Source organism: Cryobacterium sp. 10C3, assembly GCF_034314285.1.
Classification (GTDB): Bacteria; Actinomycetota; Actinomycetes; order Actinomycetales; family Microbacteriaceae; genus Cryobacterium; species Cryobacterium glucosi.
Genome location: NZ_JAVIWF010000002.1, coordinates 396,671 through 422,445 on the forward strand (window position 1 = coordinate 396,671; position 25,775 = coordinate 422,445).

The 25,775-nt window shown below is 68.2% G+C and carries 22 protein-coding genes, 1 tRNA gene and 2 pseudogenes; 17 read left to right on the forward strand and 8 right to left on the reverse strand.

What is annotated here, in order from left to right; all coding sequences use genetic code 11:
- Positions 1-77: 77 nt before the first annotated feature.
- On the forward strand, positions 78-284 hold the full coding sequence (locus RGU41_RS02395; protein ID WP_134445860.1) for a hypothetical protein: 207 nt from the start codon (positions 78-80) through the stop codon (positions 282-284).
- A gap of 22 nt (positions 285-306) precedes the next feature.
- On the opposite strand, the gene RGU41_RS02400 is transcribed toward RGU41_RS02395, so the two are convergent.
- Positions 307-1,035, reverse strand: coding sequence for a DUF72 domain-containing protein (locus tag RGU41_RS02400; RefSeq protein WP_134445859.1), 729 nt, complete (start codon positions 1,033-1,035; stop codon positions 307-309).
- An 8-nt stretch (positions 1,036-1,043) separates the two neighbouring features.
- Positions 1,044-1,910 carry an A/G-specific adenine glycosylase gene (locus RGU41_RS02405; RefSeq protein WP_322137283.1) on the reverse strand — a complete coding sequence of 289 codons (867 nt, stop codon included), beginning with the start codon at positions 1,908-1,910 and terminating at the stop codon, positions 1,044-1,046.
- A 106-nt stretch (positions 1,911-2,016) separates the two neighbouring features.
- Here RGU41_RS02405 and RGU41_RS02410 point away from each other — a divergent pair, with 106 nt between their 5' ends.
- Positions 2,017-2,679: a hypothetical protein gene (locus RGU41_RS02410; protein WP_134559484.1), complete on the forward strand. Its 663-nt coding sequence runs from the start codon at positions 2,017-2,019 to the stop codon at positions 2,677-2,679.
- A 16-nt stretch (positions 2,680-2,695) separates the two neighbouring features.
- Here RGU41_RS02410 and RGU41_RS02415 read toward each other — a convergent pair whose 3' ends face one another.
- The 3 genes from RGU41_RS02415 to RGU41_RS02425 all read right to left on the reverse strand — a co-directional run bounded on the left by RGU41_RS02415 (position 2,696) and on the right by RGU41_RS02425 (position 6,696).
- Positions 2,696-3,703, reverse strand: a complete 1,008-nt coding sequence (locus RGU41_RS02415) for a 2-dehydropantoate 2-reductase (RefSeq protein ID WP_322135427.1) — start codon at positions 3,701-3,703, stop codon at positions 2,696-2,698.
- Positions 3,704-3,804: 101 nt separating this feature from the next.
- Positions 3,805-5,106 (reverse strand): ISL3 family transposase, encoded by a 1,302-nt coding sequence (locus RGU41_RS02420; RefSeq protein WP_322135197.1) that lies wholly within the window; start codon positions 5,104-5,106, stop codon positions 3,805-3,807.
- A gap of 165 nt (positions 5,107-5,271) precedes the next feature.
- Positions 5,272-6,696 carry a DHA2 family efflux MFS transporter permease subunit gene (locus RGU41_RS02425; RefSeq protein WP_241975392.1) on the reverse strand — a complete coding sequence of 475 codons (1,425 nt, stop codon included), beginning with the start codon at positions 6,694-6,696 and terminating at the stop codon, positions 5,272-5,274.
- A 94-nt stretch (positions 6,697-6,790) separates the two neighbouring features.
- Here RGU41_RS02425 and RGU41_RS02430 point away from each other — a divergent pair, with 94 nt between their 5' ends.
- The 5 genes from RGU41_RS02430 (at position 6,791) to RGU41_RS02450 (ending at position 10,312) form a co-directional block, all read left to right on the forward strand.
- A complete protein-coding gene (locus tag RGU41_RS02430; protein WP_322135428.1) occupies positions 6,791-7,366 on the forward strand; it encodes a TetR/AcrR family transcriptional regulator in 576 nt (191 codons plus the stop codon).
- A gap of 103 nt (positions 7,367-7,469) precedes the next feature.
- Positions 7,470-8,474, forward strand: a complete 1,005-nt coding sequence (truB, locus tag RGU41_RS02435) for a tRNA pseudouridine(55) synthase TruB (protein WP_322135429.1) — start codon at positions 7,470-7,472, stop codon at positions 8,472-8,474.
- Entirely contained in the window at positions 8,471-8,839 is a 369-nt protein-coding gene (locus RGU41_RS02440; protein WP_134445854.1) for a hypothetical protein, read from the forward strand. Before truB ends, RGU41_RS02440 begins: the two co-directional genes overlap by 4 nt.
- A gap of 37 nt (positions 8,840-8,876) precedes the next feature.
- Positions 8,877-9,365: a hypothetical protein gene (locus RGU41_RS02445; protein WP_134445853.1), complete on the forward strand. Its 489-nt coding sequence runs from the start codon at positions 8,877-8,879 to the stop codon at positions 9,363-9,365.
- Positions 9,362-10,312 (forward strand): bifunctional riboflavin kinase/FAD synthetase, encoded by a 951-nt coding sequence (locus RGU41_RS02450; protein ID WP_241975390.1) that lies wholly within the window; start codon positions 9,362-9,364, stop codon positions 10,310-10,312. Before RGU41_RS02445 ends, RGU41_RS02450 begins: the two co-directional genes overlap by 4 nt.
- Positions 10,313-10,354: 42 nt before the next feature.
- Here the strand turns inward: RGU41_RS02450 and RGU41_RS02455 are convergent, their stop codons facing one another.
- On the reverse strand, positions 10,355-11,050 hold the full coding sequence (locus tag RGU41_RS02455) for a maleylpyruvate isomerase family mycothiol-dependent enzyme (RefSeq protein WP_322135430.1): 696 nt from the start codon (positions 11,048-11,050) through the stop codon (positions 10,355-10,357).
- A gap of 40 nt (positions 11,051-11,090) precedes the next feature.
- Between RGU41_RS02455 and RGU41_RS02460 the strand changes: the two genes are divergently transcribed.
- From RGU41_RS02460 to RGU41_RS02480, 5 genes and pseudogenes are all read left to right on the forward strand, one after another.
- The gene (locus tag RGU41_RS02460; protein ID WP_322135431.1) at positions 11,091-12,227 is read left to right on the forward strand and encodes an MFS transporter; all 1,137 of its coding nucleotides are present in this window, start codon (positions 11,091-11,093) and stop codon (positions 12,225-12,227) included.
- A 276-nt stretch (positions 12,228-12,503) separates the two neighbouring features.
- Entirely contained in the window at positions 12,504-13,454 is a 951-nt protein-coding gene (locus tag RGU41_RS02465; protein WP_322135432.1) for a sugar-binding transcriptional regulator, read from the forward strand.
- A 63-nt stretch (positions 13,455-13,517) separates the two neighbouring features.
- Positions 13,518-14,537: a deoxyribose-phosphate aldolase gene (deoC, locus tag RGU41_RS02470; RefSeq protein ID WP_134445849.1), complete on the forward strand. Its 1,020-nt coding sequence runs from the start codon at positions 13,518-13,520 to the stop codon at positions 14,535-14,537.
- A gap of 10 nt (positions 14,538-14,547) precedes the next feature.
- Positions 14,548-16,008: pseudogene (locus RGU41_RS02475) on the forward strand (aldehyde dehydrogenase family protein); the annotation flags it as partial.
- A 67-nt stretch (positions 16,009-16,075) separates the two neighbouring features.
- Positions 16,076-16,939 carry an aldehyde dehydrogenase family protein gene (locus RGU41_RS02480; protein WP_134445847.1) on the forward strand — a complete coding sequence of 288 codons (864 nt, stop codon included), beginning with the start codon at positions 16,076-16,078 and terminating at the stop codon, positions 16,937-16,939.
- Positions 16,940-16,947: 8 nt separating this feature from the next.
- On the opposite strand, the gene RGU41_RS02485 is transcribed toward RGU41_RS02480, so the two are convergent.
- A complete protein-coding gene (locus RGU41_RS02485) occupies positions 16,948-18,321 on the reverse strand; it encodes a zinc-dependent metalloprotease (protein WP_370294914.1) in 1,374 nt (457 codons plus the stop codon).
- Positions 18,322-18,450: 129 nt separating this feature from the next.
- On the opposite strand from RGU41_RS02485, the gene RGU41_RS02490 reads away from it, so the two are divergent.
- From RGU41_RS02490 to RGU41_RS02505, 4 genes and pseudogenes are all read left to right on the forward strand, one after another.
- Positions 18,451-19,584 (forward strand): PDZ domain-containing protein, encoded by a 1,134-nt coding sequence (locus RGU41_RS02490; RefSeq protein WP_322135433.1) that lies wholly within the window; start codon positions 18,451-18,453, stop codon positions 19,582-19,584.
- 126 nt (positions 19,585-19,710) lie between these two features.
- Positions 19,711-22,654 (forward strand): annotated as a pseudogene (locus RGU41_RS02495) (UPF0182 family protein).
- Positions 22,655-22,790: 136 nt separating this feature from the next.
- Positions 22,791-22,864 (forward strand) — tRNA-Met (locus RGU41_RS02500).
- A 118-nt stretch (positions 22,865-22,982) separates the two neighbouring features.
- Positions 22,983-23,450, forward strand: coding sequence for a GNAT family N-acetyltransferase (locus RGU41_RS02505; RefSeq protein WP_134445846.1), 468 nt, complete (start codon positions 22,983-22,985; stop codon positions 23,448-23,450).
- 30 nt (positions 23,451-23,480) lie between these two features.
- Here RGU41_RS02505 and RGU41_RS02510 read toward each other — a convergent pair whose 3' ends face one another.
- A complete protein-coding gene (locus RGU41_RS02510; RefSeq protein WP_134445845.1) occupies positions 23,481-24,104 on the reverse strand; it encodes a LysE family transporter in 624 nt (207 codons plus the stop codon).
- Between the two features lie 97 nt (positions 24,105-24,201).
- Here RGU41_RS02510 and RGU41_RS02515 point away from each other — a divergent pair, with 97 nt between their 5' ends.
- Positions 24,202-25,701 (forward strand): CoA-acylating methylmalonate-semialdehyde dehydrogenase, encoded by a 1,500-nt coding sequence (locus RGU41_RS02515; protein ID WP_416173132.1) that lies wholly within the window; start codon positions 24,202-24,204, stop codon positions 25,699-25,701.
- Positions 25,702-25,775 lie beyond the last annotated feature (74 nt).

The window sequence follows — 25,775 nt, forward strand, 5'->3', positions numbered from 1 at the left end:
GCGAGGGAGACCGGGGAGAACTACGCTTAAAAGCGCTTTCGTTCCCCGGAAAGCCCATCTCACTGTGGAGGTACCCCATGGCCGGCATCGCAGCCAAGCTCGACAAAGCATACGAAACGCTCCCTCTGGAGGAGCTCGCGAAGGCGCCGGTCGCGGCGCTCCAGGGCGTCAGCGACAGCGATGCCGAGCACCTCAAGGCGGCGTTCGGCATCGACACGATCGGTGACCTCGGCACCAACAAGTTCTTCCTGTGGGCCCAGGCGATCGCGACGCTCGCGAAGTAGCCGCGTCGCAGCGGTCGGGGTCTCAGCTCCCGAATCGCGAGGCCAGGCCGCTCGCATTCCGGACCGCGTTTCCACCGCCGTCGTTGTTGAAGTAGACGAACACGTCCCGTCCTGTGCCCTGCCAGTCGCGGATGCGTTCCGCCCACCAATCGAGGTCGGCCTCCGAGTACGAGCCTCCGTACAGGTGCTCTCGATCGGGGCCGTGCATCCGCACGTACACGAACGGTGCGGTCGCGCGCAGGACACACGGCAGGTTCGCGCCGCTCAGCACGCAGTATGCGGCGCCGTGCCGCTCGAGGATCGCGAAGACCTCCTCGCACAGCCAGCTGTCGTGCCGGAACTCGACGGCGACCCTGATCCAGTGCGGCAGGGCGGCGAGGAAGAAGTCCAGCCTGGCATCGTCGCGCTCCATCGCCGGCGGCAGCTGCACGAGCAGGACGGCGCGCTTGTCGCCGAGCTCGTGCCAGCACGCGGCGATCCGTGCCGCCCAAACCTCGGGAGCATAGAGCCTCTTCGCGTGGGTGAGCCCACGGGGCGCCTTCACCGAGAGCAGGAATCCCTCGGGAAGGCGGCGTCTCCAGCCGGCGAACGTCGACTCCCGCGGCCAGCGGTAGAAACTCGCGTTGAGTTCGACGGTGTCGAAACGGGAGGCGTAGACCTCGAGCCGCCGGGCGGCGGGGAGCCCGGACGGGTAGAGCACCCCGTCCCAGTGCTCGTAACTCCAGCCGGAGGTGCCGATCCGGATGCTCACGGTCGCGCCTACTCGTGGGGGAGCGAGTATGACCCTGCAGCGACGCGCACCGCGAGCCCGTCGGACAGGAGGCCGGACAGGGCCCGACCGAGCTGGGCGGGGTCCGGCCAGAGCGTGGCGATCTCGGCATCCGTCACCGGGTGCCTCGTCGAGCGCAACTCGGCGAGGATCAGGCCGCGCACCTGCCGGTCGCTGCCGGCGAACTTCTTCTGAACGGTCTTCTTCTGACCCTGGTACTCCGGGTAGCCGGCCGCGCGCCAGGCGCAGAGCGCGGCGAGCGGGCAGTCCGCGCAGCGCGGGCGTGCTGACGTGCAAACGAGCGCGCCCAGTTCCATGGCGCCGGCGTTGAAGACGGCCGCGGCACGGACATCCGCCGGAAGGAGCGCGTTCATGGCCGCGAGATCGCGGGTGCGGCTCGGCGGCGCGGGTTCGGCCTGGCCTGCGACGCAGCGGGCGATGACCCGGCGCGTGTTCGTGTCGACGACCGGATGCCGGTGGCCGTACGCGAACGCGGCGACCGCCCGCGCGGTGTAATCGCCGATCCCCGTCAGAGTGAGGAGCACGCCGACGTCCTGCGGCACGATTCCGCCGTGGTTCTCGGTGATCTCGACGGCCGCGGCGTGCAGCCAGAGCGCGCGCCGCGGGTAGCCGAGCGTCGCCCATGCCCGCACGGCCTCGCCCGGCGGAACGGCGGCGAGGTCGGCGGGTGTCGGCCAGTGGGTGAGCCACGCCTCGAGGTGCGGGATCACCCGGGTCACGGGCGTCTGCTGCAGCATGAACTCGCTCACGAGCACGCCCCACGCGCCGAAACCGTCGCGACGCCAGGGCAGGTCGCGAGCGTGCAGGCCGAACCAGGCATTGACGAGGCTCGCGATCTCACCGGTGCCCTCGGCCTCGAGGGCAGACCCGGTGGCTGGCACTCCCCCGGATTCGATGGGCGCGATGACGGTTGCATTCACCCCACTAACCTAGGCTCGATTCATGACGCTTGTTTCGACACCACGCCTCGATTTCCTCCGCGACCTCGCAACGGAGATCCTCAGCCTCTACGGCCGAGGCCGCACGATGGTCGCGATCGACGGGACGGACCCCATCGCGCGGGCCGCCTTCGCCGACGACCTCGCAGCGGCCTTCGCCGCGACCGGGCACGCCGTGTCCCGCGCCTCGCTCGCCGACTTCGAGCGCTCCACCGAGGAGCAGACGGCCTTCGGGCCGGCCTCGCCGGAGCGACTGTTCCGCCACCGCGACGACTTCGACCTGCTCCGCAGGGCGCTCCTGGTCCCGTTCCGCGTCGCCGGCGCGACGGGGCCTGCGGACGACACCCTGATCTTCGACGGGGAGTTCCTGCTCAGGAAGGAACTCCGCGACGGCTGGTCGTACAGCGTGCTGACCGAGACCGCAGCGGATGCCTCGTCGACCGGCGCTTTCATCGACCTCGCCGCTGAGCTGAAGCCCTCCGGGGAACTCGGTGATGCTGCGGATACCACGACAGACCCTGCACTGGGTGGTTCCCCTGTTCCCGACGACCGGGCCATCGCCAACCGGCTCTACCGGGCCGAGGTCCGGCCCAGGTCGTGGGCGACGGCCGTCGTCGACCTCGCCAATCCGGCGGATCCCCGCCGTCTCTTCTTCGACAGCTGCTGAGCCGGCGCCGCGAGGCCTACCGCAGTCGGAGCGGGGCGAAGCGCACGAGCACCTCGGCTCGTGTGAGCGGGTGTCCTGTGGCCTCGACCTCATGCACAAGGGCAGTCAGCAGGGTATTGACCGGCGCGGCGACGCCTGCCGCCGCGGCCTCCCGCACGACGACCCCGTTGAGGTGGTCGATCTCGGTCAGCTGCCCCCTGCGGAGGCTCTGCAATGTCGAGCCGAGGTTCGGCACGTCGCCCATCCTGGCCCGCATCAGGCGCGGCAGCAGCTGCCCGATCGAGAGCGGAAGGCCGGCGAAACCACGCAACCGGCGGTCGCCGAGCCCCTGCAGCGCCCCGAAACGCACCCCGCGGGCGACGCCGACGCGCACGGTCTCCCGCATGCTCGCGGTCAGGACCCGACGGAGCCCCGCATCGTCGACGACCTCCTGCACGCTCAGCCCGGTCACTGCCGGGAGCGCGTTGAGCATGTTGACCACGAGCTTCGTCCACTGGGCGCCGACGAAGTTCGAGGTCGCGATCGTCGGGAATGCCGCGTCGAGCACACCCTGCCAGGCGAGCGTTCCCGCGTCGATGTCACCGGTATCGTGCCCGATGTACGTCGGTGCCGGCGTGGTCACGGTGACGAGTCCCGGCGCCGCATAGTTCGCGGCGATGATCGAGAGCGCCCCGAAGCAGTCGGAGTTCGGCAGGATCCGTCGCGCCGTCGCGACGCCGTCGAGCCCGTTCTGCACGACGATCACCGGCGAGCCGTCGAGGACCGCCGCGTTGGCCGTGATCGCGGCGGCGGCATCCTGCGCCTTGGTGCAGACGAGTGTGAGCTCGGGAGTCTCGGTGAGCAGTTCGACCGCAGCCGGCCGGGCGGTCTCGTCGCCGAAGGCGCCGGTCAGGTGAATGCCCTCCGAGCGGATGACGCCCAGGGCCTTTCCCCGTGCCGTCACGGTCACGGTATGCCCGGCCTTCTCCAGTAGCGTGGCGAACGTTCCGCCGAGGGCACCCGCACCGATCACAGCAATTCGCATTCCCCCAGCCTAGGTCGCCCCCGCCCCGCCCATCCCGCCCGTCCTTCTCGCGAGAGTACACTTTTGGCCCTTAAAACCGGCTCTCCTGACTCTTCCGTGGGTTAGTCCCGGCCGGGAAGCACGGGTTTGTGCCCGCCGAGGCTGAGCATTGCGAGGGCGATGAGGGCCTCGGGTGATTTGAAGCCGAACGCGATGCGGGTCATGAGGCGGATCTTGGTGTTCATGGATTCGACGCGGCCGTTGGAGAGGCTGTGCTCGATGGAGGCCAGGATCGCGGTGCGGTGTTTCACGATGCTCTTCTGCAGTTTCACGAAGGACGGGATGCGGCAGCGGCGAGCCCAACCAACCCATTTGTCGAGAGCTTCGGTCGCTTCCTCGAGAGGCAGTTTGAAGATCACACGGAGGCCTTCCTTCAGGTAGTACGCCCGAGCCAGCCGGGGGTCGGTCTGCACGATCCAGGCGAGCTTCGTTTGTTGCTTCTCGGTCAGGTTTTCCGGGTTCTTCCAAAGCGCGTATCGGCAGTTCTTGATGCCCGTCGCCCGGGCGCTGTCTGGGCGTGCCGGGGCGTCGGCTGGGGGCCGGCCGCGAGTGCGTCGGGCATCGTTGTGCCGGGCGGCTTTGCGGGCCTCGTTCCACGCGCCCCGGCGGACTTCATCGAGGGCCTCGGTGGCCCATTTCACGACGTGGAACGGATCAGCGCAGCGAACAGCGTTCGGCGCTCGTTCCGCGACAACACTGGCGATCCAGGCCGCACCGTCCGCGGAAACATGCGTGATCAGTGCCGAACGCTCCGGCCCCAACGCATCAAAAAACGTCTCGAGGGTGGCCTTGTCCTGGCCTGGTGCCGCCCAGACGAGACGGCCAGAATCGTGGTCCACGACGCAGGTCAAGTACTTGTGGCCGCGCTTGTAACTGATCTCGTCAATCCCGATCCGGGTGAGGCCCGCGAACTGGTCGAACTGCTTCTCCGTATCTGCCCAAACCCGGGTGATGATCGCGCCCACGGTGCGCCACGCGATGCGCATCAGCACGGTGATGGCGGACTTGGATGTTTGCGTGGCCAGCCACGCGACCTGGTCATCGAAGAACAAAGTGTGCCCGCTCTGATGCCGGGCCCACGGCACGGCGGCGACCGTCACGCCATGCACCCGGCAGCTCACCCGCGGCGCCGCAGCTTCTAAGTGGATTTGCACCGAGCCGGCGTCCAGGGATCGCCAGCGGCGCCGCCCGTCACCGGCGTCGTAGCGCGGGCAGCGCTTCCGGCAGGCCCCGCACCGGTTCCGCATCGATGCCGTTGGGCGCACCGACGCGACCAGCATGCCCGTATCCGCGTCGAGATCGACCGCTTCGACGATGGTTTTGTCGACTCCGAGCAGAGTCCGCCATAGTGTTGAGTTTTGCACGCCGTTTTCTCGTCCCTGTGTTTCTTGCCTTTGTCAGTTAGAAACCTAGACGGAGAGCGGCGTGCACTCGTTAAGGCGCTCGGAAACCACCCACGGTAACGTCAGGAGAGCCTTAAAACCCGTTCTTAAGGGCCAAAAACGTACTCTCGCGAGCTACCGGAAGGGTCAGGCGGAGAGGGTGGCGGGCTCGGGGACGGGAGTCGCTGCGGGCGCACGGCGACCGTGGGGCAGGGCGAGCCCGATCAGGGCGGCCAGACCGAGCACGGATGCCCCGACGACGATCGCCGGGACCGCCGCATCCACGTAGCCGGTCGGGGTCAGCTCTCCTCCGGCACCCGTGAAGACGGCCGTGAGGACCGCGACGCCGAGCGCCACGCCGATCTCGCGCAGGGTCGAGTTGGTTCCGGTCGCCTTCGCGTGGTCGTTCGGGACCATGTTCGCGAGCACTGCCGTGGAGCTCGGCGCGAACACGAGTCCCATCCCGACGCCGGCGAGGAGGAACGCGGGCACGAGGTCGATGTATGCAACCGTCGCACTCATCTCCACCGCCAGCCAGCCCATCGCGATGGCGAGGAAGGAGAGTCCGAGCACGATCGGAAGCCGGGTGCCCGTTCGCGGACTGAGCAGGCCGGTGAGCGGGGCGATCACCATGGGCGCGAGGGTCCAGGGCATCGTCATCAGGCCGGCCTCGAGCGGGGTGTGCCCCTGCACGATCTGCAGGAACTGGATCAGGATGAAGATGGACCCGAAGATGCCGAAGCTGAAGGTGAGGCCGACGAGGTTGGCGACGGTGAAGCTGCGGTCCCGGAACAGCCGGAGTGGCAGCAAAGGGTCAGGCGTGCGGGCTTCCCAGGCGATGAAGGCCGCGAGCAGGACCGCGCCGCCGGCGAGCGCGCCGAGGACCTCGAGGCTGGTCCAGCCCGCGTCGTTGCCGCGAACGATGCCGTAGACGAGACCGAAGACGCCGACCCCGGCGAGGACGAGACCCACGACATCCGCCCGGACCCTGGCCCCGAAGCTGTTCGGAAGGGCGACCAGGGCGAGTGGGATCGAGATCACGCCGAGCGGGACGTTCAACCAGAAGATGGCCTGCCAGTTCCAGCCTTCGACGACGGCGCCGCCGATGAGCGGGCCGAGTGCGACGCCGAGGCCGGAGATTCCGCCCCAGATACCGATCGCGGCCGGGCGGCGCTTCTCGCTGACCGAGCCGACGAGGAGGGTGAGCGACAACGGCATCAGGGCAGCGGCCCCGACACCCTGGATCGCCCGCGCGGTGATGAGCTGCCAGGGCTCTGTCGAGAGACCGGCGAGCGCGGAGGCGACCGTGAAGATCGCGATCCCGGCGAGGAAGACGGTTCGCCGGCCGAAGCGGTCGCCGATGGCGACGGCCATCAGCATGAAGGTCGCGAAGCTCAGCGAGTACGCGTTGATCACCCATTGCAGCTCCTCGATGGAAGCGCCGAGGTCTCGGTTGATCACGGGGAGGGCACCGGTCACGACGAGGTTGTCGAGGGTGGCCATGAACATGGGGAGTGAGGACGCGACGATGGCGAGCCAGATCGGGACGCGACGCGTGATGGGCTGGGACACGTGGTATCCAATCGAGGGGGCGAAGAAGCACGGAATGTTGTAATCGAATGATTACAAATAGAGACGATAGTTATTCGCGGATACCATGTCAAGAGTGAGTGAAGAATCCGGTACGGCAGCCAAAGAAACGACCACCGAACGAATCCCCGCGGCGTTGCGCAGGGAACAGATCCTGGCCGCGGCGAGCCGCGTCTTCGGCGAACGTGGATACTCCGGTGCCACGACCGACCAGGTCGCGCAGGCCGCCGGGATCAGCCAGCCGTACGTCGTGCGGATGTTCGGCACGAAGGAGAACCTCTTCCTCGAGGTCGTCGCCCGTGCTCTCGACAAACTCATCACGACCTTTCGCGTGGTCCTTGCCGAGCCCCAGCCGGCCGGCGACGACGACGCCGACTCGCTCGTCGCCCGTCTCGGGGCCGCATACGTCGACCTGATCGAGGACCGCGGCATCCTGCTCTCGCTCATGCAGGCCTTCATCACCGGGCATGACCCGGTGATCGGCGCCAAGGCCAGGGAGGGTTTCCTGCAGATCTACCGGATGCTGCGCGACGAAGCCGGGTTCCCCCGGAGATCATCCGGGATTTCCTCGCGAACGGCATGCTCTTCAACACCCTGCTCGCCATCCGGCTCCCGGACATCTTCGAGGACGACGAGGCCGCCGAGGAGCTGATGCGGTGCGCCTTCCGGGGCAAGCTCGACGTCGTGCTCGACGCGACGGGCTCGCACGCCTCGCACGCCATGTCCGCCCCGACCGGCACTGCAGGGACACACTCATGAGTGCAGACATCGAGCGCGAGACCGAACCCAACGACGAGACGTCGTCCCGAAACAGCGCGCGGGTGCATTCCACCGCGAGCGGTCTCCTCCTCGTCGACAAGCCGCAGGGTTGGACGAGCCACGACGCCGTCGCCCGCACGCGGCGCCTCGCAGGTACCCGCAAAGTCGGCCACGCGGGCACCCTCGACCCGATGGCCACCGGCCTGCTGCTCCTCGGCATCAACAGCTCGACCCGACTGCTCACCTTCATCGTCGGGCTCGACAAGGAATACCTGGCCACGATCCGGCTCGGCTCGGCGACGACCACGGACGACGCGGAGGGCGAGGAAGTCTCCCGCGCGCCTGAGGCATCCGTCGCACTCATCGAGCCCGCGGCCATTGCGGCCGGAATCGGCCAGCTGACCGGGTATATCAGCCAGCAGCCGAGCGCGGTGAGCGCGATCAAGGTCGACGGAAAGCGCGCGTATGCCCGCGTCCGCGACGGGGAGGACGTGCAGTTGCCCGCCCGGCCTGTCACCATCGCCGCCTTCGAACTGCTCTCGAGCACGCCCGTCGACGGCTTCCTCGACCTCGAGGTGCGCGTCGAGTGCTCCTCCGGCACGTACATCCGGGCCCTCGCCCGCGACCTCGGCGCCGGGCTCGGCGTCGGAGGGCACCTGACCGCGCTCCGCCGCACCCGCATCGGCCCGTTCCGTATCGAGAACGCCCAGCCCCTCGCGGAGCTCGACGTCGCCGCCGCTCTCATCAGTCCGGCGGATGCCGCGACGCGTGTGCTCGGGCGCCTCGACCTCACCGAACAACAGGCGATCGACCTCGGTCACGGCAAACGTATCGAGGTCACGACCGAGATCGCGGATACCGGGGCAGCGGGGACCGCGGCTCCGCTCGCCGCGATCGCCCCCGGCGGCCGGCTCGTCGGCCTCGTCGAGCTTCGGGGCACCCAGGCCCGCACCGTGATCAACTTCCCGCCCGACGAGGCCGCAGCGGGGGAGTCCTCGTGATCGAGTGGTTCACCTGGCTCCAGGTCGGTGTCGCGGTGCTCGCCGGCGTGCTCTGCCTGTTTCTCGGGCTGTTCGGCCGGGTCCCGAACGACCTCACGATGGGCGCGACGGCGCTCGTCGAACTGCTCCTCGTCGGGCAACTCGTCGTTTCGATCGCGGCACCCTTCGCCGGGAACACGGCGAGCGGCAGCCTGCTCGAGTTCTACACCTACCTCGTGAGCGCCCTCATCGTTCCCGTCGCCGCCGCCGCCTGGGCGCTCATCGAACGCAGCCGCTGGAGCACGGTCATTCTCGGCGGCGCGTGCCTCGCGATCGCGGTCATGGTGTACCGGATGTTCCAGATCTGGACAGTGCAGGGCTTGTGAGAGTCTCGCTCCCACAAGCTGCGATAATTAACAGGCCATGACCGGACCACAGAGCGCAGCCGAGAACGTCGTCGATGGACCGCAGAAGCGCAGGGTCACCGGCGTCGGACGCCTGCTGATCGCCGTCTACGGGCTGCTCGCGCTCGCCGCGACCGGGCGGTCGTTCGTCCAGATCGCCTCCAAGTTCGACCAGGCGCCGCTCGCGTACTCGCTGTCTGCGTTGTCCGCGGTCGTGTACATCGTCGCGACCATCGCGCTCGTGCGCAGCAGCGGCCGCTGGTACCGCGTCGCGTGGGTGACCATCTCCTTCGAGCTTCTCGGCGTGCTCGTCGTCGGCACCCTGAGCATCGTCGACCCCGCGCTCTTCCCGCACGACTCGGTCTGGTCGGTCTTCGGCAGCGGCTATCTCTTCATCCCGCTCGTGCTTCCGATCCTCGGGATGATGTGGCTCGTCCGCCACCGCCCTGCTCGTCCACAGGGCCCGGCACGACCACAGGGCCAGGCCGGTCGACAGGCCAGCTCGTGAAGGTCCTCTCCGGCATCGGCTCCCTCCCGCTCGAAACCGCCACCTCCGGCTCCGCGGTCACGATCGGGAAGTTCGACGGCGTCCACGCCGGCCATCGCGCCGTGATCGACCGGCTCAAAGACATCGCCGGAACGCAGGGGCTCACGGCGGTCGTCGTGACCTTCGACCGGCATCCGCTCGCCCTGCTCGCCCCAGAGAAGTGCCCGCCGTTCCTGATCAGCGCCGAGCAGAAGCTCCGGCTGCTCGCAGAGACCGGCGTCGACTGCACCCTCGTGCTCGAGTTCACCAGGGACCTCGCGAGCCTGCCGCCTGAGGTCTTCGTCGAGACCGTCCTCGTGAACGGACTGCACGCCCGGCACGTGCTCGTCGGCAGGGACTTCCGGTTCGGCGCGCACGGCGCCGGTGACGTGGCCCTGCTCACCGAGCTCGGCGCACGCTTCGGCTTCGCCGTAGACCTGATCGAGGATGTCAAGCCCGACCGGGTGCGCAGGGTTTCGTCGACCTGGATCAGGGAACTGCTCGCGAGCGGTGATGTGAGGGCTGCCGGCGAACTGCTCGGCCACACCCCGACCGTGCGCGGCGAGGTCGTGCACGGCGCGGCCAGGGGCCGCGAACTCGGGTTCCCGACGGCCAACCTCTCCGCGGAGTCCGAGGGGCTCATTCCTGCCGACGGCGTCTATGCCGGCTGGCTGACCGACGGCGCGGATCGTTACCCGGCCGCCATCTCGGTCGGCAACAATCCGACCTTCGACGGGGTCGCGCAGAAGCAGGTCGAGGCCTACGTATTGGACCGGGAGCTCGACCTCTACGGTCACGTCGTCGAGGTGTCGTTCGTCGACCGGATCCGCGGGATGGTCGCGTTCACCGGAATCGATCCGCTGATCCTGCAGATGCGGGCAGACGTCGACCAGATCCGCACTCTCCTCGCCGGCTCGACCCGCCACTGAAAGCGAGCGCGCTGCAGGGGCTCAGTGCTCAGCGCTCAGGGCTTAGGCCGCGGGGGAGCGCGGCCCGGTCGGTGTGAAGCCTTCCCGGCCGAAGAGGAAGAGCACGATGTTCACGGCCGTGCTCTCGATCACGGCTCCGCGCCCGACGCGCCAGCCGGCATCCGTCGCCACAAGCGTGCGGCGGCGCACGACCGCCTTGACCGGGGTGGGTGCCATCAGCGCCCGGCGCACGGCAACCGCGCCGAGCGCGACCGGCGAGACCTCAAGGGCCCTGCCGAGCGGATGCGCCAGGTCGAGTCCGTGGACGACGACCTCCGTCAGTTCGGTGATGCCGTGCCGCCCCCGGGCGGTCACCCGCCCCGCGGCGTACTCGGCGGCGGTGGTCTGCAGCGACGCGATGAGCTCAGCCGGCTCTGCCTCGGCGGCCCGGCGGCTGAGGGTGTCGACGGCATGGTCCACACTCAGGTTCGGCAGTTGCTCCCGCAGTGCCGTCCACCCGGTGCCGAGCAGCTCCCGCGTCGGGGTCCCGACCCGCCAGACGAGATGCCCGGCCGCGTCGCGCACCCGCCAGCCGCCGCAGAGGCTCGGTGTCTCCCATTCCTCCGCGGAAAGCGTCTCAAGGATTCCGGCGATTCCGGTCAGGGTCGCCGCGATATCCGCGCTCCAGTCGGACGTCGTCCCGGTGTCGTCCACCTGGGGCTTGCGGCTGAACGGCAGGTACTGGGAAATGTCGGGCATGACGTCCAGCCTAGACTCGCCCGGTGAATAGACTTGGCCGGTGAACCCCACCCCGATCCGCGGTCTCTGGGCCGGGCGAACCCTCGCGCTTCTGGGCATCCTCCTCGTCGCGGCCAACCTGCGCACGGCGGTCGCGGCGCTGTCTCCGATCGTCCTGGCGATCAGCGTCGACGTCCCGCTCGGGGCGCTCGCCATCGGCGTGCTCGGCATGCTCCCGCCGGTCTGCTTCGCGGTCTTCGGCATCTTCACTCCCGTCTTCACGCGCCGCATCGGGCTCGAGCGGGTCGTTGTCGTCGCCCTTGTCGCAATCCTCGCCGGTCACCTCCTCCGTGGCAGCGCGGGTTCCCTGACCTGGCTCATCGGCGGAAGCATCGTGACCTTCGCAGGTCTCGGCGCCGGTAACGTGCTGCTGCCCCCGCTCGTCAAGAAGTACTTCCCCGACCGGGTCGGCCTCGTGACCTCCCTCTACGTCACGGTGCTGTCTCTGAGCACCCTCGTTCCGCCTCTCATCGCGGTCCCGGTAGCGGATGCCGCCGGCTGGCGGGTCTCCCTCGGCATGTGGATGATCCCCGCGCTCCTCGCCCTCGTGCCCTGGGCCACCATGCTCGTGCGGCACCGGATGTCGCAGAGCGCCCCGCCGGCGGTTCCGGAGGCCGAGCCGGTGCTGCTGGCCCGCATCGGCCGTTCTTCGATCGCCTGGGCGATCGCCGTCGTCTTCGGGACGTCGTCGCTCAACGCATACGCGCTCTTCGCCTGGCTTCCGCTGATGCTCACCCAGACCGCGGGGATCAGCCCCGGCCAGGCCGGGACGTTGCTCTCCCTCTACGCCGCCGTCGGACTGCCGTGCGCGCTCGTCGTGCCGTGGCTCGCCGTACGGATGAAGAACCTCAGCCTCCTGATCTACGTCGGAATGTTCGCCTTCATCGCCGGAGACGTGGGTCTCCTCCTCGCACCGGGCACGCTCACGGTTCTCTGGGTGCTGCTCGCCGGCCTCGGCCCGCTCTACTTCCCGCTCGCGCTCGTGCTGATCAACCTCCGTACGCGCACCCACGAGGGCTCCGTCGCGCTCAGCGGGTTCGTCCAGAGCGTCGGGTACACCCTCGGCGCCCTCGGGCCGCTTGTCGTCGGCGTTCTGCACCAGCTCACGGGGGCTGGAGTTGGCCGATCTGGTTCCTGATCGCGACCGGCCTCGCCGTGGGCTTCGCCGCGCGCGTGATCGCCCGCCCGCATCTCCTCGAAGACGACCTCGACCGTTCCCGCTGACCACGTGGGCTGAGGTGTCGCATATCGACGTTCCTGGGCCACGGAACCTCGATATGCGACACCTCAGGAGGGAGTCGGGGGTCGCAGCAAGGCACCGATGCGGCGCTGCTCATGTGAGCAAGTTTTCCCACAACAGTTGAGGCGTGCGTCGACGCGTCCTACGCTGGTTGGGGAGCCAACGGAGGACCGCGTGATCGATACAGATGAACTGTTGTCCATTCGCGCCGCCGAACTCTATTACGAAGAGAACAAGACCCAGGACGAGATCGGCGCCGTCCTCCGGCTCACCCGCTGGAAGGTCGGCCGGCTCCTCGCGCAAGCCAAGGCGAGCGGCTTCATCCGGATCGAGATCGTGCACCCGCGGGCCCGCCGCCTCATCGTCGAGCGTCGCCTGCGGGAACACACCGGGCTGAGCGACGCCGTCGTCGTCTCCGCAGCCGGCGTCTCGACCGACGAGGAGCTGCAGTCCCGGGCGGCCCAGGCCGCCGCCGACTACCTCACCGCGCTCCGTCCGGTTCCGGCGACCCTCGGCATCAGCTGGGGCCGCACCCTGCACGAGGTGGCCCAGGGCCTGAAGCCCGGTTGGGCGCGCGGCGTCAACGTCGTGCAGATCAACGGCGGCGTCAGCCTCAACCGGCGGGAGGGAACGGCCGCGGCGACCGCGGTCACGATCGCGCAGAAAGCGCACGGCTCCGCGACCCTGCTGCCGAGTCCCGCGATCCTCGAGCGCGTCGAAACCAAGCTCGCGATCGAATCCGACCGCGCCGTCGCGACGGTCCTCGACCTGGGCAGCGCGGCATCCGCCTACCTGTTCAGCGCAGGCCAGGCCGACGAGAATTCGGCGCTCGTCGACAGCGGCTACCTCACTGCCGACCAGGTCGCCGAACTCGTGCGCAAGGGCGCCGTCGGAGACATCGTCGGCCGGTACATCAACGCGGACGGCCATATCGTCGACCTCGAGCTCGACGAGCGGACCATCGGCATCCGGCTCGAACAACTGCGCCGGGCACCGACCGCGATCGCCGTGATCGCGGGAAGCACAAAACACGCCGTCGCCCGCGCCATCGTCTCCAGCGGCCTCTGCACCGTGCTCGTCACCGACGAGGACACCGCCCTGGCCGTCTTGGGCGAAACCCACTGACCGGAACGCCCTCAGGCGCCCGGAGCCCCCGTGACACCCACCACCACCCTGCGAGGACATTTCATGACAAGCATCCCAGTGGTCGCGACCCAGCCGTCGACGAGGTCCCGTGCCCTCGCCCTCATCGGCGGCGAGGCCACAGACGCGAACCTCCGCCGCTACCTGCACGGGATCCCCGGGATCGACGCGGTCGGGCTCGAACAGCGTGCCGCCGCCCTCGGCACGCGCTCGATCAAGACGAGTTCGAAGAAGCGGGCGATCGACACGATCATCGGCCTGATCGACCTGACGACCCTCGAGGGCGCCGACACGCCGGGCAAGGTTCGTTCCCTCGTCGGCAAGGCGCTCACGCCAGACCCCGGTGACCCGGGCTGCCCCCGCGTCGCCGCCGTCTGCGTCTACGGAGACATGGTCCCGTACACCGTCGAGGCGCTCGGCTCCGCACACGCGGCCGGTCGCGACCAGGGCATCTTCGTCGCCTCCGTCGCCACCGCCTTCCCGAGCGGCCGCGCCTCCCTCGCGGTGAAGCTCGCCGACGTGGCCGACGCCGTCGCGGCCGGCGCAGACGAGATCGACATGGTCATCGACCGCGGGGCCTTTCTTTCCGGTCGTTTCGGCCAGGTCTACGACGAGATCGTCGCCGTCAAGGAAGCCTGCCGCCGCGCCGACGGCAGTGTCGCCCACCTCAAGGTGATCCTCGAGACCGGCGAACTCAACACCTACGACAACGTGCGCCGCGCCTCCTGGCTCGCCATCCTCGCCGGGGGCGACTTCATCAAGACCTCAACCGGCAAGATGCAGCCCGCGGCCACACTCCCCGTGACCCTCTCGATGATCGAGGTCGTGCGCGACTGGCATCGCCTCACCGGCGCGAGGGTCGGCGTGAAACCGGCCGGTGGCATCCGCACCTCGAAGGACGCCATCAAGTACCTCGTCGCCGTCGCCGAGACCGTCGGCGAGGACTGGCTCACGCCGAGCCTCTTCCGCTTCGGCGCCTCAAGCCTGCTCAACGACGTGCTGATGCAACGGCAGAAGATGCGCGATGGACACTACTCCGGCCCCGACTACGTGACGATCGACTGAAGGAACCACGATGAGCTTTCTTGACTACGCTCCCGCGCCGGAGTCCCAGGCGCTGCTGCACCTCCGCCCCGAATACGGACTCTTCATCGACGGCGAATTCGTCGCCGGCCGCGGCGAGCCCTTCCAGACCATCAACCCCGCGACCGAGAAGCAGCTCGCCATGATCGCACACGCCGACGCGGCGGATGTCGACACCGCGGTCGCCGCGGCCCGTCGTGCATTCGAACGGCGCTGGTCGACCCTTTCTGGCAGCGACCGCGGCAAGTACCTGTTCCGGATCGCACGTCTCGTGCAGGAGCGCGCCCGCGAGCTCGCCGTTGCAGAGACCCTGGACAACGGCAAGCCGATCACCGAAAGCCGTGACGTCGACATCCCCCTCGTCGCCGCCTGGTTCTTCTACTACGCCGGCTGGGCGGACAAGCTCGACCACGCCGGCCTCGGCGTCAACCCCGCGGCGCGGGGCGTCGCCGCCCAGGTGATCCCGTGGAACTTCCCGCTGCTCATGCTCGCGTGGAAGATCGCCCCGGCCCTCGCCGCGGGCAACACCGTCGTCCTCAAGCCGGCGGAGACCACCTCGCTCACCGCGCTCCTCTTCGCCGAGATCCTCCAGCAGGCCGAGTTGCCGGCCGGCGTCGTGAACATCGTCACGGGGGGCCGCGAGACCGGGCAGGCGCTCGTCGGCCACTCCGGCATCAACCTCGTCGCCTTCACCGGCTCGACAGGGGCCGGCAGGGCCATCGCCCGCGCCGTCGCAGGGACCGACAAGAAGATCATTCTCGAGCTGGGCGGCAAGGCGGCGAACATCGTCTTCGACGACGCTCCGATCGACCAGGCCATCGAGGGCATCGTCAACGGGATCTTCTTCAACCAGGGCCACGTCTGCTGCGCGGGCAGCCGCCTGCTCGTCCAGGAGAGCATCCACGACGAGGTCGTCGACCGGCTCAAGCAGCGCCTCTCGACGCTGCGCCTCGGCGATCCGCTCGACAAGAACACCGACATCGGTGCAATCAACAGCGCAGACCAGCTGAAGCGCATCACCGAACTGTCCGCCATCGGCGAGGACGAAGGCGCCGAACGCTGGAGTCCCGACTGCGACCTGCCGGAGAACGGGTTCTGGTTCCGGCCGACCATCTTCACCAATGTGTCGACGAGTCACCGCATCGCCCGCGACGAGGTCTTCGGCCCCGTGCTTTCCGTGCTGACGTTCCGCACCCCCGAGGAGGCGATCGCGAAGGCGAACAACACGCCGTACGGTCTCTCCGCCGGGATCTGGAGCGACAAGGGCAGCCGCGTCCTCGCCGTCGCCGACCGGCTCCGCGCCGGTGTGATCTGGGCGAACACCTTCAACCGGTTCGACCCCGCGAGCCCCTTCGGCGGTTACAAGGAGTCGGGCTACGGCCGCGAAGGCGGCCGCCACGGCCTCGCCGCGTACCTCCAGCCGGCGGGCAGCGCCGCAGTCGCCGCCGCCCGCCACGCCGTGGCCGTGGACGCCGATCATCAGCCGTCAAGCCGTCCGCAGCACGAAAGAAGGCCACCAAGTGACCCGCCTCGCCGTCCCCAAGACCTACAAGCTCTACATCGGCGGAAAGTTCCCGCGGAGCGAATCCGGTCGCGTCTATGCCGTGGCGACGCCGAGCGGCGACTTCCTCGCGAACGCGGCGCAGGCATCCCGCAAGGACGCCAGGGATGCCGTGGTCGCGGCACGCTCCGCCTTCGCGGGGTGGTCGCGTGCGACCCCGTACAACCGCGGCCAGGTGCTCTACCGCATCGCCGAGCTGCTCGAGGGCCGTCGCGCCCAGTTCGTCGAGGAGATCGTGCAGTCAGAGGGCGTGTCAGCGTCGGCCGCGGGCCGGCAGGTCGACGAGGCCGTCGACCGGTGGGTCTGGTACGCGGGCTGGGCCGACAAGTACGCGCAGGTCGCCGGCAATGCGAACCCGGTTTCCGGGCCGTACTTCAACATTTCCGTGCCAGAGCCGACCGGTGTCGTCGCTATCATCGCCCCGCAGTCCGGCGGGTCGCTGCTCGGTCTCGTGAGCGCCGTCGCCCCCGCCCTCGTCTCAGGCAACACGGTCGTGGTCGTCGCCGACGAAACCAGGCCGCTCTCGGCGATCACTCTCGGCGAGGTGCTCGCCACGAGCGACGTCCCCGGCGGGGTCGTCAACATCCTCACCGGGTCACCGGCCGAGATGGCGCCGTGGCTCGCGAGCCACGCCGACGTCAACGCGATCGACCTCCTCGGTGCCGGCGACCTCGACTGGGTGCACCTCGAGATCGACGCGGCCGAAACCCTCACCCGGGTGCTCCAGCCCGAATCCGGGGCGGATGCCGCGGCGCCCTCCCTCGCCCGGATCCTCGCCTTCACGGAGACGAAGACCGTCTGGCACACCAAGGGCCTGCTCTAGGCGCGGGGCTACTCCTCGTGGGGGCGGTCGGGGCCGTCCTCGCGCAGCAGGTCTTCGAGTGCCTGGTCGACCTCGTCGAGTTCGGGTTCCGTGCCCGCCGCGACGCTCGCGGCCGTGCTCGTCAGCCGCGCGACGAGCGCCTTCGGGTCGTCGAGGTCCGCTGACGTCGGCAGAAGGTCGGGGTGCGCCCAGAGCGCGTCACGACCGTCGTTACCGACGGCATCCGTCACGGCCTGCCACATCGCGGCGGCCTCGCGCAGCCTGCGCGGACGCAGCTCGAGCCCGACGAGGGTCGAGAACGCGGACTCGGCCGGACCGCCAGAGGCGCGACGGCGCTTGACGGTCTCGTTGATGGCATCGGCGCGGGGGAGCCTGCTCGTGGCCTCGACGGTCACGACGTCGACCCAGCCTTCGACGAGCGCGAGCATCGTCTCGAGCCTCGCGAGGGCGGCGAGCTGGGTCTCCGACTTCGGCGGGATCAGCGATCCGTTCAGGATCGCCTGCCGCAGTTCCTCGGGGTTGGACGGGTCGAAGCCCTCGGCGAGTTCTTCGAGACGCCCTGAGTCGATGCTGATGTCGTGGGCGAAGTCGGTGATCGAGCTGATCAGCCGCAGGCGCAGCCAGCGCGAATGCCGGAACAGCCTGGCGTGGGCGAGTTCCCGCACGGCAAGGTAGATCTGAACCTGGTCGATCGGCACGTCGAGGTCTTCGCCGAAGGCCGCGACGTTCTGCGGCACGAGGGCGGCCTGCTGGTCGGTCATGAGCGGGATGCCGATGTCGCCTCCTGAGACGACCTCGCTCGCGAGCTGGCCGACGACCTGACCGAGCTGCATGGCGAAGAGGGTGCCTCCGATGCTGCGCATCATCTTGCTCGCGCCGGCCATCATGCCCTTGAGCTCCTCCGGCGCCTGGTCGGTGAGGACCTTGGTCAGGGAATCGGAGATGCTGTTCGCGACCGGCTCCGCCAACTGGGTCCAGACCGGCATGGATTCCGTGACCCACTCCTTGCGGGTGAGAAGGCGCGGGACCACCGTGAGTTCGGCGATGTCGGTCACCTCGTCGAGCCAGAGCGCAGCAATGTGGAACGCCTGGTCGAGGGCGGCGTGCTCTGCGGGGGTCACCGAGACCTGGCTCTCGGCCGCCTTGTTCTGGCCCTGCGTGAGCGCTGCGTCCCAGCTGATGCCGCCCTCGCCGTTGCCGCGGAGGGCACCCTGCAACTGCTGCATGAGAGCGTTGATGCTGGCCGGGTCTGCCGGCAGGCCGGCGGCTCCGGCGAGCTGGCTCGGATCGATGGAGGACTTGCCCGACAGGATGTCGCGCAACATGTCCCGGAATTCGTCTTCCGGGTTGGGACCCTCGTCGGGTCGGGAGTCGTCGGGCACTTCAGGCACCTCTCAGTCGCTTGCTTCTACGCTAGTCCGAGACGCCCGGCCCGAACTGGGAAATGACCTACGCTGAGAGGTCTGGTGTCCGCTTGCCGCGAACGCCCGGCATAACCTGGAAGGAGCCCGGTGGCCCTCTTCACCGACGACCCGACGCCATCCGACTCCGGCACCACCTGGGAAGAGCGATCGCCGCGCTCCCGGCGTGCAAGCAAGGCCGGTTGGATCGTGCTCAGCATCGCCCTGGCCTGCGGCATCATCCTCGGCGTCACCCCGGCCCCATACGTGATCGAGAAGCCGGGCCCCGTCTACAACACCATCGGCTCGACCATCTCTGAGGACGGTGCGGACAGGCCCCTGATCACCATCGACGGCGCGGAGACCTTCCCGACCGACGGAACGCTGGACATGCTCACCGTGTCCCTCGTCGGCAACCCGGACAACCGCCCGAGCTGGCTCAAGGTCGCCGGAGCGTGGCTGGATTCCAGCCAGGCCGTCATCCCGATCGAGGCGGCGTTCCCCTCGAACACCACGACGCAGCAGCGCGACGAGGAGAACACCGCGCAGATGGTCAACTCCCAGCAGGATGCGATCGCCGCCGCCCTGACGAACCTCGGCTACACCTACCCGACGATCGTCTCGGTTGTTTCGCTGCCCGACGGTTCGCCGGCGACGGGCGTCCTCAAAGCGGACGACCAGATCGCCACCGTCAACGGCGCCGCCGTCACCGACATCGCCTCCCTCCGTGCCGCGCTCACGGCGAACGGCGCCGGCGTTCCGGCCACTGTCGGCATCGTGCGCGGCGGCGTCGCGCAGGACCTCACGGTCACCCCCGTCGACTCGGACGGCTCCGCGATCATCGGGATCAACGTGAAGACCGAGTATCGGTTCCCGTTCACGGTCACCATCCAGCTCGACCAGGTCGGCGGCCCGAGCGCCGGCATGATGTTCGCGCTCGGCATCATCGACAAGCTCACCCCCGGGCTCCTCCAGGGCGGCGAGAACGTCGCGGGCACCGGCACGATCGATCAGGCGGGCACGGTCGGCCCGATCGGCGGCATCCGCCAGAAACTCGCAGGCGCCCGGAGCGCCGGAGCAGACTGGTTCCTCGCCCCCGCGGACGACTGCGACGAGGTCACCGGGCACATCCCGGACGGTCTCACGGTCTTCTCGGTCACGACCCTCGACCAGGCACTCACCGCGCTGGACGCCATCAAGTCCGGGGCGGACACGAGCGCACTCCCGCACTGCCCCGTGCAATAACGGGGGATACCCCAGCGGCCTTGCAGGGAACTCTGAGCCGGCTTGGGGCCGGCTGGCAGGCCTGCTCCCAGAACCCCTGTCTAGAATGAGGCCTGACCGCCGATTTACAGACCAAGAGGCCCATTCGTGACGTCACAATCCACCGGAAACGCTCCTCGCAGGAGTCGTGCCCCCCTCGCCATTACGGCCGCCATCATCGCGGGGCTGGTGATCCTGTTCTTTGTGTTCGCCGGCCTGTACGCCGATGTGCTCTGGTTCAACCAGCTCGGCTTCCTGAGCGTACTGACCACCCAGTGGGCGGCAGGAGCCGCTCTCTTCTTCGTGGGCTTCCTCGCCATGGCGATCCCGGTCTTCGTCAGCATCCAGATCGCCTACCGGATGCGTCCGGTCTACGCGAAGCTCAACTCGCAGCTCGACCGCTACCAGCAGGTCATCGAGCCGCTCCGCCGCCTCGCCATGTACGGCATCCCCGCTCTGCTCGGCCTTTTCGCCGGCGTCGCCGCCGCCACCCGCTGGCAGGTCGTGCTGATGTGGCTGAACCGCACCGACACCGGCACCACCGATCCGCAGTTCCACCTCGACGTGTCGTTCTACCTGTTCGACCTGCCGTTCTTCCAGGCGTTCCTCGGCTTCGCATCCGCCGTCGTCCTCATCTCGGCCATCGTCGCGATCGCGACCACCTACCTGTACGGGTCGATCCGGGTCAGCGGCCGCGAAATCCTCGTGTCCAAGGCCGCTCGCGTCCAGATCGCCGTCACGGCGAGTCTCTACCTGGTCCTGCAGGCGCTCAGCATCTGGCTCGACCAGTATTCGACGCTCACCAGCACGAACGACCTGATCACCGGTGCCGGCTACACCGACACCCACGCCACCATCCCCGGACGGGCGATCCTCGCCGGCATCGCCGCCGTCGTCGCCATCCTCTTCCTCGTCACGGCGATCATCGGTCGCTGGCGCCTCCCCGTGATCGGCACGGCGCTCCTCATCGTGACAAGCCTCCTGCTCGGCTCCCTCTACCCGTGGGTCGTGCAGCGCTTCCAGGTCGATCCGAGCGCGAAGTCCCTCGAGGCCGAGTACATCCAACGGAACATCGATCTCACCCGGAACGCATACGACCTCTCCGGTGTCACCGAGGTCCCGTACAACGCGACGACGACCGCAGAGCCAGGGGCACTTCGGGCGGACGCGACGACGACCGCCAACATCCGGATCCTCGACCCGGCCCTCGTGAGCGACGCCTTCTCGCAGCTGGAACAGTTCAAGCAGTATTACCAGTTCCCGAAGAACCTCGATGTGGACCGGTACACGATCGACGGCAAGTCCCAGGACACCGTCGTCTCCGTCCGTGATCTCAAGCTGTCCGGGCTCAACGCCGGGAACACCTGGGTGAACTCGACGATCGTCTACACCCACGGGTACGGCGTCGTCGCGGCATACGGCAACCAGCGCTCGGCAGACGGCCAGCCCGTGTTCCTCGAGTCCGGCATCCCGACGACCGGATCGCTCGGAACTTACGAGCCGCGGATCTACTTCGGTGAGAACTCACCGACCTACTCGATCGTCGGGGCCGCGGCGGACAGCAAGCCCGTCGAGCTCGACTATCCGTCCGGCACCGATGGCGCCCAGCAGACCTACACGACGTTCACCGGCAACGGCGGTCCGAAGCTCGACAACGCGTTCAACAAGCTCGATCTATGCGCTCAAGTTCCAGTCCGAGCAGATCTTCCTCGCCAACGACGTCAACGACCAGTCCCAGATCCTCTACGACCGCGACCCCGTCACGCGCGTGCAGAAGGTCGCCCCCTACCTGACCCTCGACTCCTCCGCATACCCCTCTGTCGTCGACGGCCGGGTCAAGTGGATCGTCGACGGCTACACGACGAGCGCGGACTACCCGTACTCGACACCGGTCGGCCTGAGCGACGCCATCACGGACACCGAGACGCCCGCACAGCCGTTCGCGCTCGACAAGATCAACTACATGCGCAACTCGGTCAAGGCAACGGTCGACGCCTATGACGGCTCGGTCACCCTCTACGCGTGGGATACCACGGACCCGATCCTGAAGACGTGGCAGAAGATCTTCCCGTCCACGGTCAAGCCCATGAGCGATATGAGCGGCCAGCTGATGAGCCACGTCCGGTACCCGGCCGACCTCTTCAAGGTGCAGCGTCACATCCTGAGCCAGTATCACGTGACTGACCCCGGCTCGTTCTACTCGCACGACGACGCGTGGACGACGCCGAACGACCCGGTGTCGCCGTCGACGAACACGACTCTCCAGCCCCCGTACTACCTCACGATGCAGGTGCCCGGTTCGGAGAAACCGGCATTCACCCTGTACTCGACCTTCATCCCGGACGCGACGGGTACCACGAGCCGGAACGTGCTCACCGGGTACCTCGCCGTCGACTCGGATGCCGGCGCGACCGACGGAGTCAGATCGGCGGAATACGGAAAGCTCCGCCTGCTCACCCTGCCGAAGGCGAACACGGTGCCGGGCCCCGGCCAGGTGCAGGCGAAGTTCAACGCCGACCCGACGGTATCGACCCAGCTCAACCTGTTGAAGCAGGGCCAGTCGAAGGTGCTCAACGGCAACCTGCTGACGCTGCCCGTCGGTGGCGGGCTCCTGTACGTGCAGCCGGTCTACGTGCAGTCGACGGGTGAGACCAGCTACCCGCTGCTGCAGAAGGTTCTCGTGGCCTTCGGTGACCAGATCGCCTTCGAGGACACCCTGAACAAGGCGCTCGACGTGCTCTTCGGCGGCAGTTCGGGTGCGCAGGCCGGTGACACTTCGGTGCCGACCACCGGAACGACGACGCCGACGACAGGCGGCACCACGACACCCTCGACGACGACGGGCAACCCGGCAACGGATGCCCAGCTCCAGGCGCTCCTGGCCGTCGCCAAGCAGGCTATTGCCGACAAGCAGGCGGCGCTGACCGCCGGCGACTTCGCGGCCTACGGTGTGGCGGACAAGAAGCTCTCCGACACCGTCGCGAGCATGCGTCGCCCTGCTGGGCCAGTAGCAGACAGCAGCACCGGCCGCGGACAGCATCCGTGGTCGTGACGGCCGGTTCCCCTCGGGGAGCCGGCCGTCCGTGCGTGTGGCACAACGCACGAGCGCCGGCACAGAACCCGCGCAGCATGCACGGCGCCGCGTGGTTCGACTGGGCCTCAAGGCTGTGATAAGCTACTTCTTGTAGCGCGGGGTGGAGCAGTTCGGTAGCTCGCTGGGCTCATAACCCAGAGGTCGTAGGTTCAAATCCTGCCCCCGCAACAGATGCCCCCGGAACCGTAAGGTTCCGGGGCTTTTTCATACCCGGAACCGATACCCTCGGTGGATGACCTGCCCCACGACCCGGCCCCTGGCCTACGCCGAGACCGGGCATGCCTGAATGTTCACCATCGACAGGGACGATCCTGCGCGACCGGACGTCCATCGGCTGCTCGACGAGCATCTTGCGGATATGTTCGCCTCCTCGCCGGCCGAGAGTGTCCACGCCCTCGACCTCGAAGCCCTGTCCGCACCGGAGATCCGATTCTGGACCGCTCGGGAAGGCGGCACCCTGGTCGGCTGTGGGGCCCTGAAAGAGCTGACGAGTGACCACGCCGAGCTCAAGTCCATGCGCACAACGCGGGAGGCGCGCGGTCGCGGAGTGGCGGCCGGGCTCCTCTCGCACATCCTCGACGACGCACTCCACCGGCGCATCGGGCGCGTCAGCCTGGAAACCGGGACCCAGGACTCTTTCGCCCCGGCCCGGCGGCTGTACCTGCGCGCCGGCTTCGTCGAATGCCCGCCGTTCGCCGGGTACACCCTCGACCCCAGCAGCGTCTTCCTGACCATCCGGCTCGCTCGGGAGTGAGCCTTACTCCGGTGGGCCGCCGGTGATCGGTCAGTGGATCGCAGCGAGCAGAATGCCGACGCCGACGAAGAGAACTCCGAAGATGCGGTTGAGTACCCGCTGGCCGCGCGCGTCCCTGGTGAAGCGCTGGAATGACCGCGCCGTTCCCGCGAAGAAGAGCCACATCACGAGCACGTCGATCACGATCACCGTGGCTGCCGCGATCAGGTATTGCGGGAGCGCGGGGCGGTCGAGCCGGATGAACTGGGGGAGGAAGGCCAGGAAGAAGACGATCGCCTTCGGATTGAGCAGGTTCACCCACAGGCCGCGACGGAACATCGACCAGCGCGGCTCGTCACGAAGAGCCCGGGCGCTCTCGGCGTCCAGGCTCGGCTTCGCGAGGAACTGCCGAATGCCCAGGTAGACGAGGTACGCGGCGCCCGCATAGCGGATGATGTTGAATGCGACAGGCGAATTGGCGACGAGCAGCCCAACGCCGAGGGCAACGATCGTGATGTGCACGACCAGTGCAGCCTGTTGGCCGAGGATGCCCCAGATGGAGCGGCGGAACCCGGAATTGAGGGCATTGCTCATGGTGTTGATCGCCCCAGCCCCGGGCGTGAAACTGATCAGCGCACCCGCACCCACGAGGGCCAGCCAGAGGGAGAATTGCACCGCTCCAGCCTAGGGCCTGCCTGAACCCGTGGATTGCGGTGGGTTGTGTCAGAATCGACCCGTTCCCCGACGTCGTTGTCCGAGAGAGATGAGTGCCATGAGCGAAGTACCCGTTGTCCCGCACTGGATCGATGGCGCCGAGCACGCCGGGGTGTCCGGCCGTACTTCTCCGGTCTTCGACCCGGCCCTCGGCACCATCACGAAAGACGTCCCCCTCGCCGACGCCGGCGAGATCGAAGCCGCCGTCGCATCCGCCAAAGCCGCGTTCCCGGCGTGGCGCGACCTGTCGATCGCCAAGAGGCAGTCGATCATCTTCACGTTCCGCGAACTGCTCAACGCCCGCAAGGGTGAGCTGGCCGAGATCCTCACGAGTGAACACGGCAAGGTGCTCTCCGATGCCCTCGGCGAGATCACGCGGGGGCTCGAGGTCGTCGAATTCGCCTGCGGCATCCCGCACCTGCTCAAGGGCGAATACTCCGAGAACGTCGCCACGGGCGTCGATGTGTACTCGACCCGCCAGGCCCTCGGCGTCGTCGGCATCATCAGCCCGTTCAACTTCCCGGCCATGGTCCCGCTGTGGTTCTTCCCGATCGCCATCGCGGCCGGCAACACCGTGATCCTCAAGCCGAGCGAGAAGGACCCGAGCGCAGCCATCTGGCTCGCCAGGCTCCTCAAGGAGTCCGGTCTACCCGACGGCGTCTTCACGGTCCTGCACGGGGACAAGGTGGCCGTTGACGGCCTCCTCACGCACCCCGACGTCAAGGCGATCTCCTTCGTCGGATCGACCCCGATCGCCCGCTACGTCTACGAGACCGGCACGCGGCACGGCAAGCGGGTGCAGGCACTCGGTGGCGCCAAGAACCACATGCTCGTGCTTCCGGACGCCGACCTCGACCTTGTCGCGGACTCGGCGGTCAATGCCGGCTTCGGCAGTGCCGGGGAACGGTGCATGGCCATCAGCGTCGTCGTCGCGGTTGAACCGGTCGCCGACGAGCTGGTCGGGAAGATCGTTTCCCGGATGACGGCCCTGACCGTCGGTGACGGGCGTCGCTCGTGCGACATGGGCCCGCTCATCACGGAAGTTCACCGCGACAAGGTCGCAAGCTACATCGAGATCGCAGCGGATGACGGCGCGACGATCGTCGTCGACGGTCGCGGCATCGAGGTCGACGGAGACAAGAACGGGTTCTGGCTCGGCCCGACCCTGATCGACCACCTCCCCGTCACCTCGAAGGCGTACACCGAGGAGATCTTCGGTCCGGTGCTCGGCATCGTCCGGGTCGACACCTACGAGGAGGGCGTCGCCCTGATCAACGCCGGTGCGTTCGGCAACGGCACCGCGATCTTCACCAACGATGGCGGGGCCGCGCGCCGGTTCCAGAACGAGATCGAGGTGGGCATGATCGGCATCAACGTGCCCATCCCGGTCCCGGTCGCGTACTTCTCGTTCGGCGGCTGGAAGAACTCGCTGTTCGGTGACACCAAGGCCCACGGCGCAGAGGGCGTGCACTTCTTCACCCGCGGCAAGGCGATCACCAGCCGCTGGCTCGACCCGAGCCACGGAGGCATCAACCTGGGCTTCCCCCAGAACCGATAACAGCCGAAAAACAGGTTGGGCCCCGCACCGAAGTGCGGGGCCCAACCTGTTTCAGTACTGATTCAGCGGGTGAA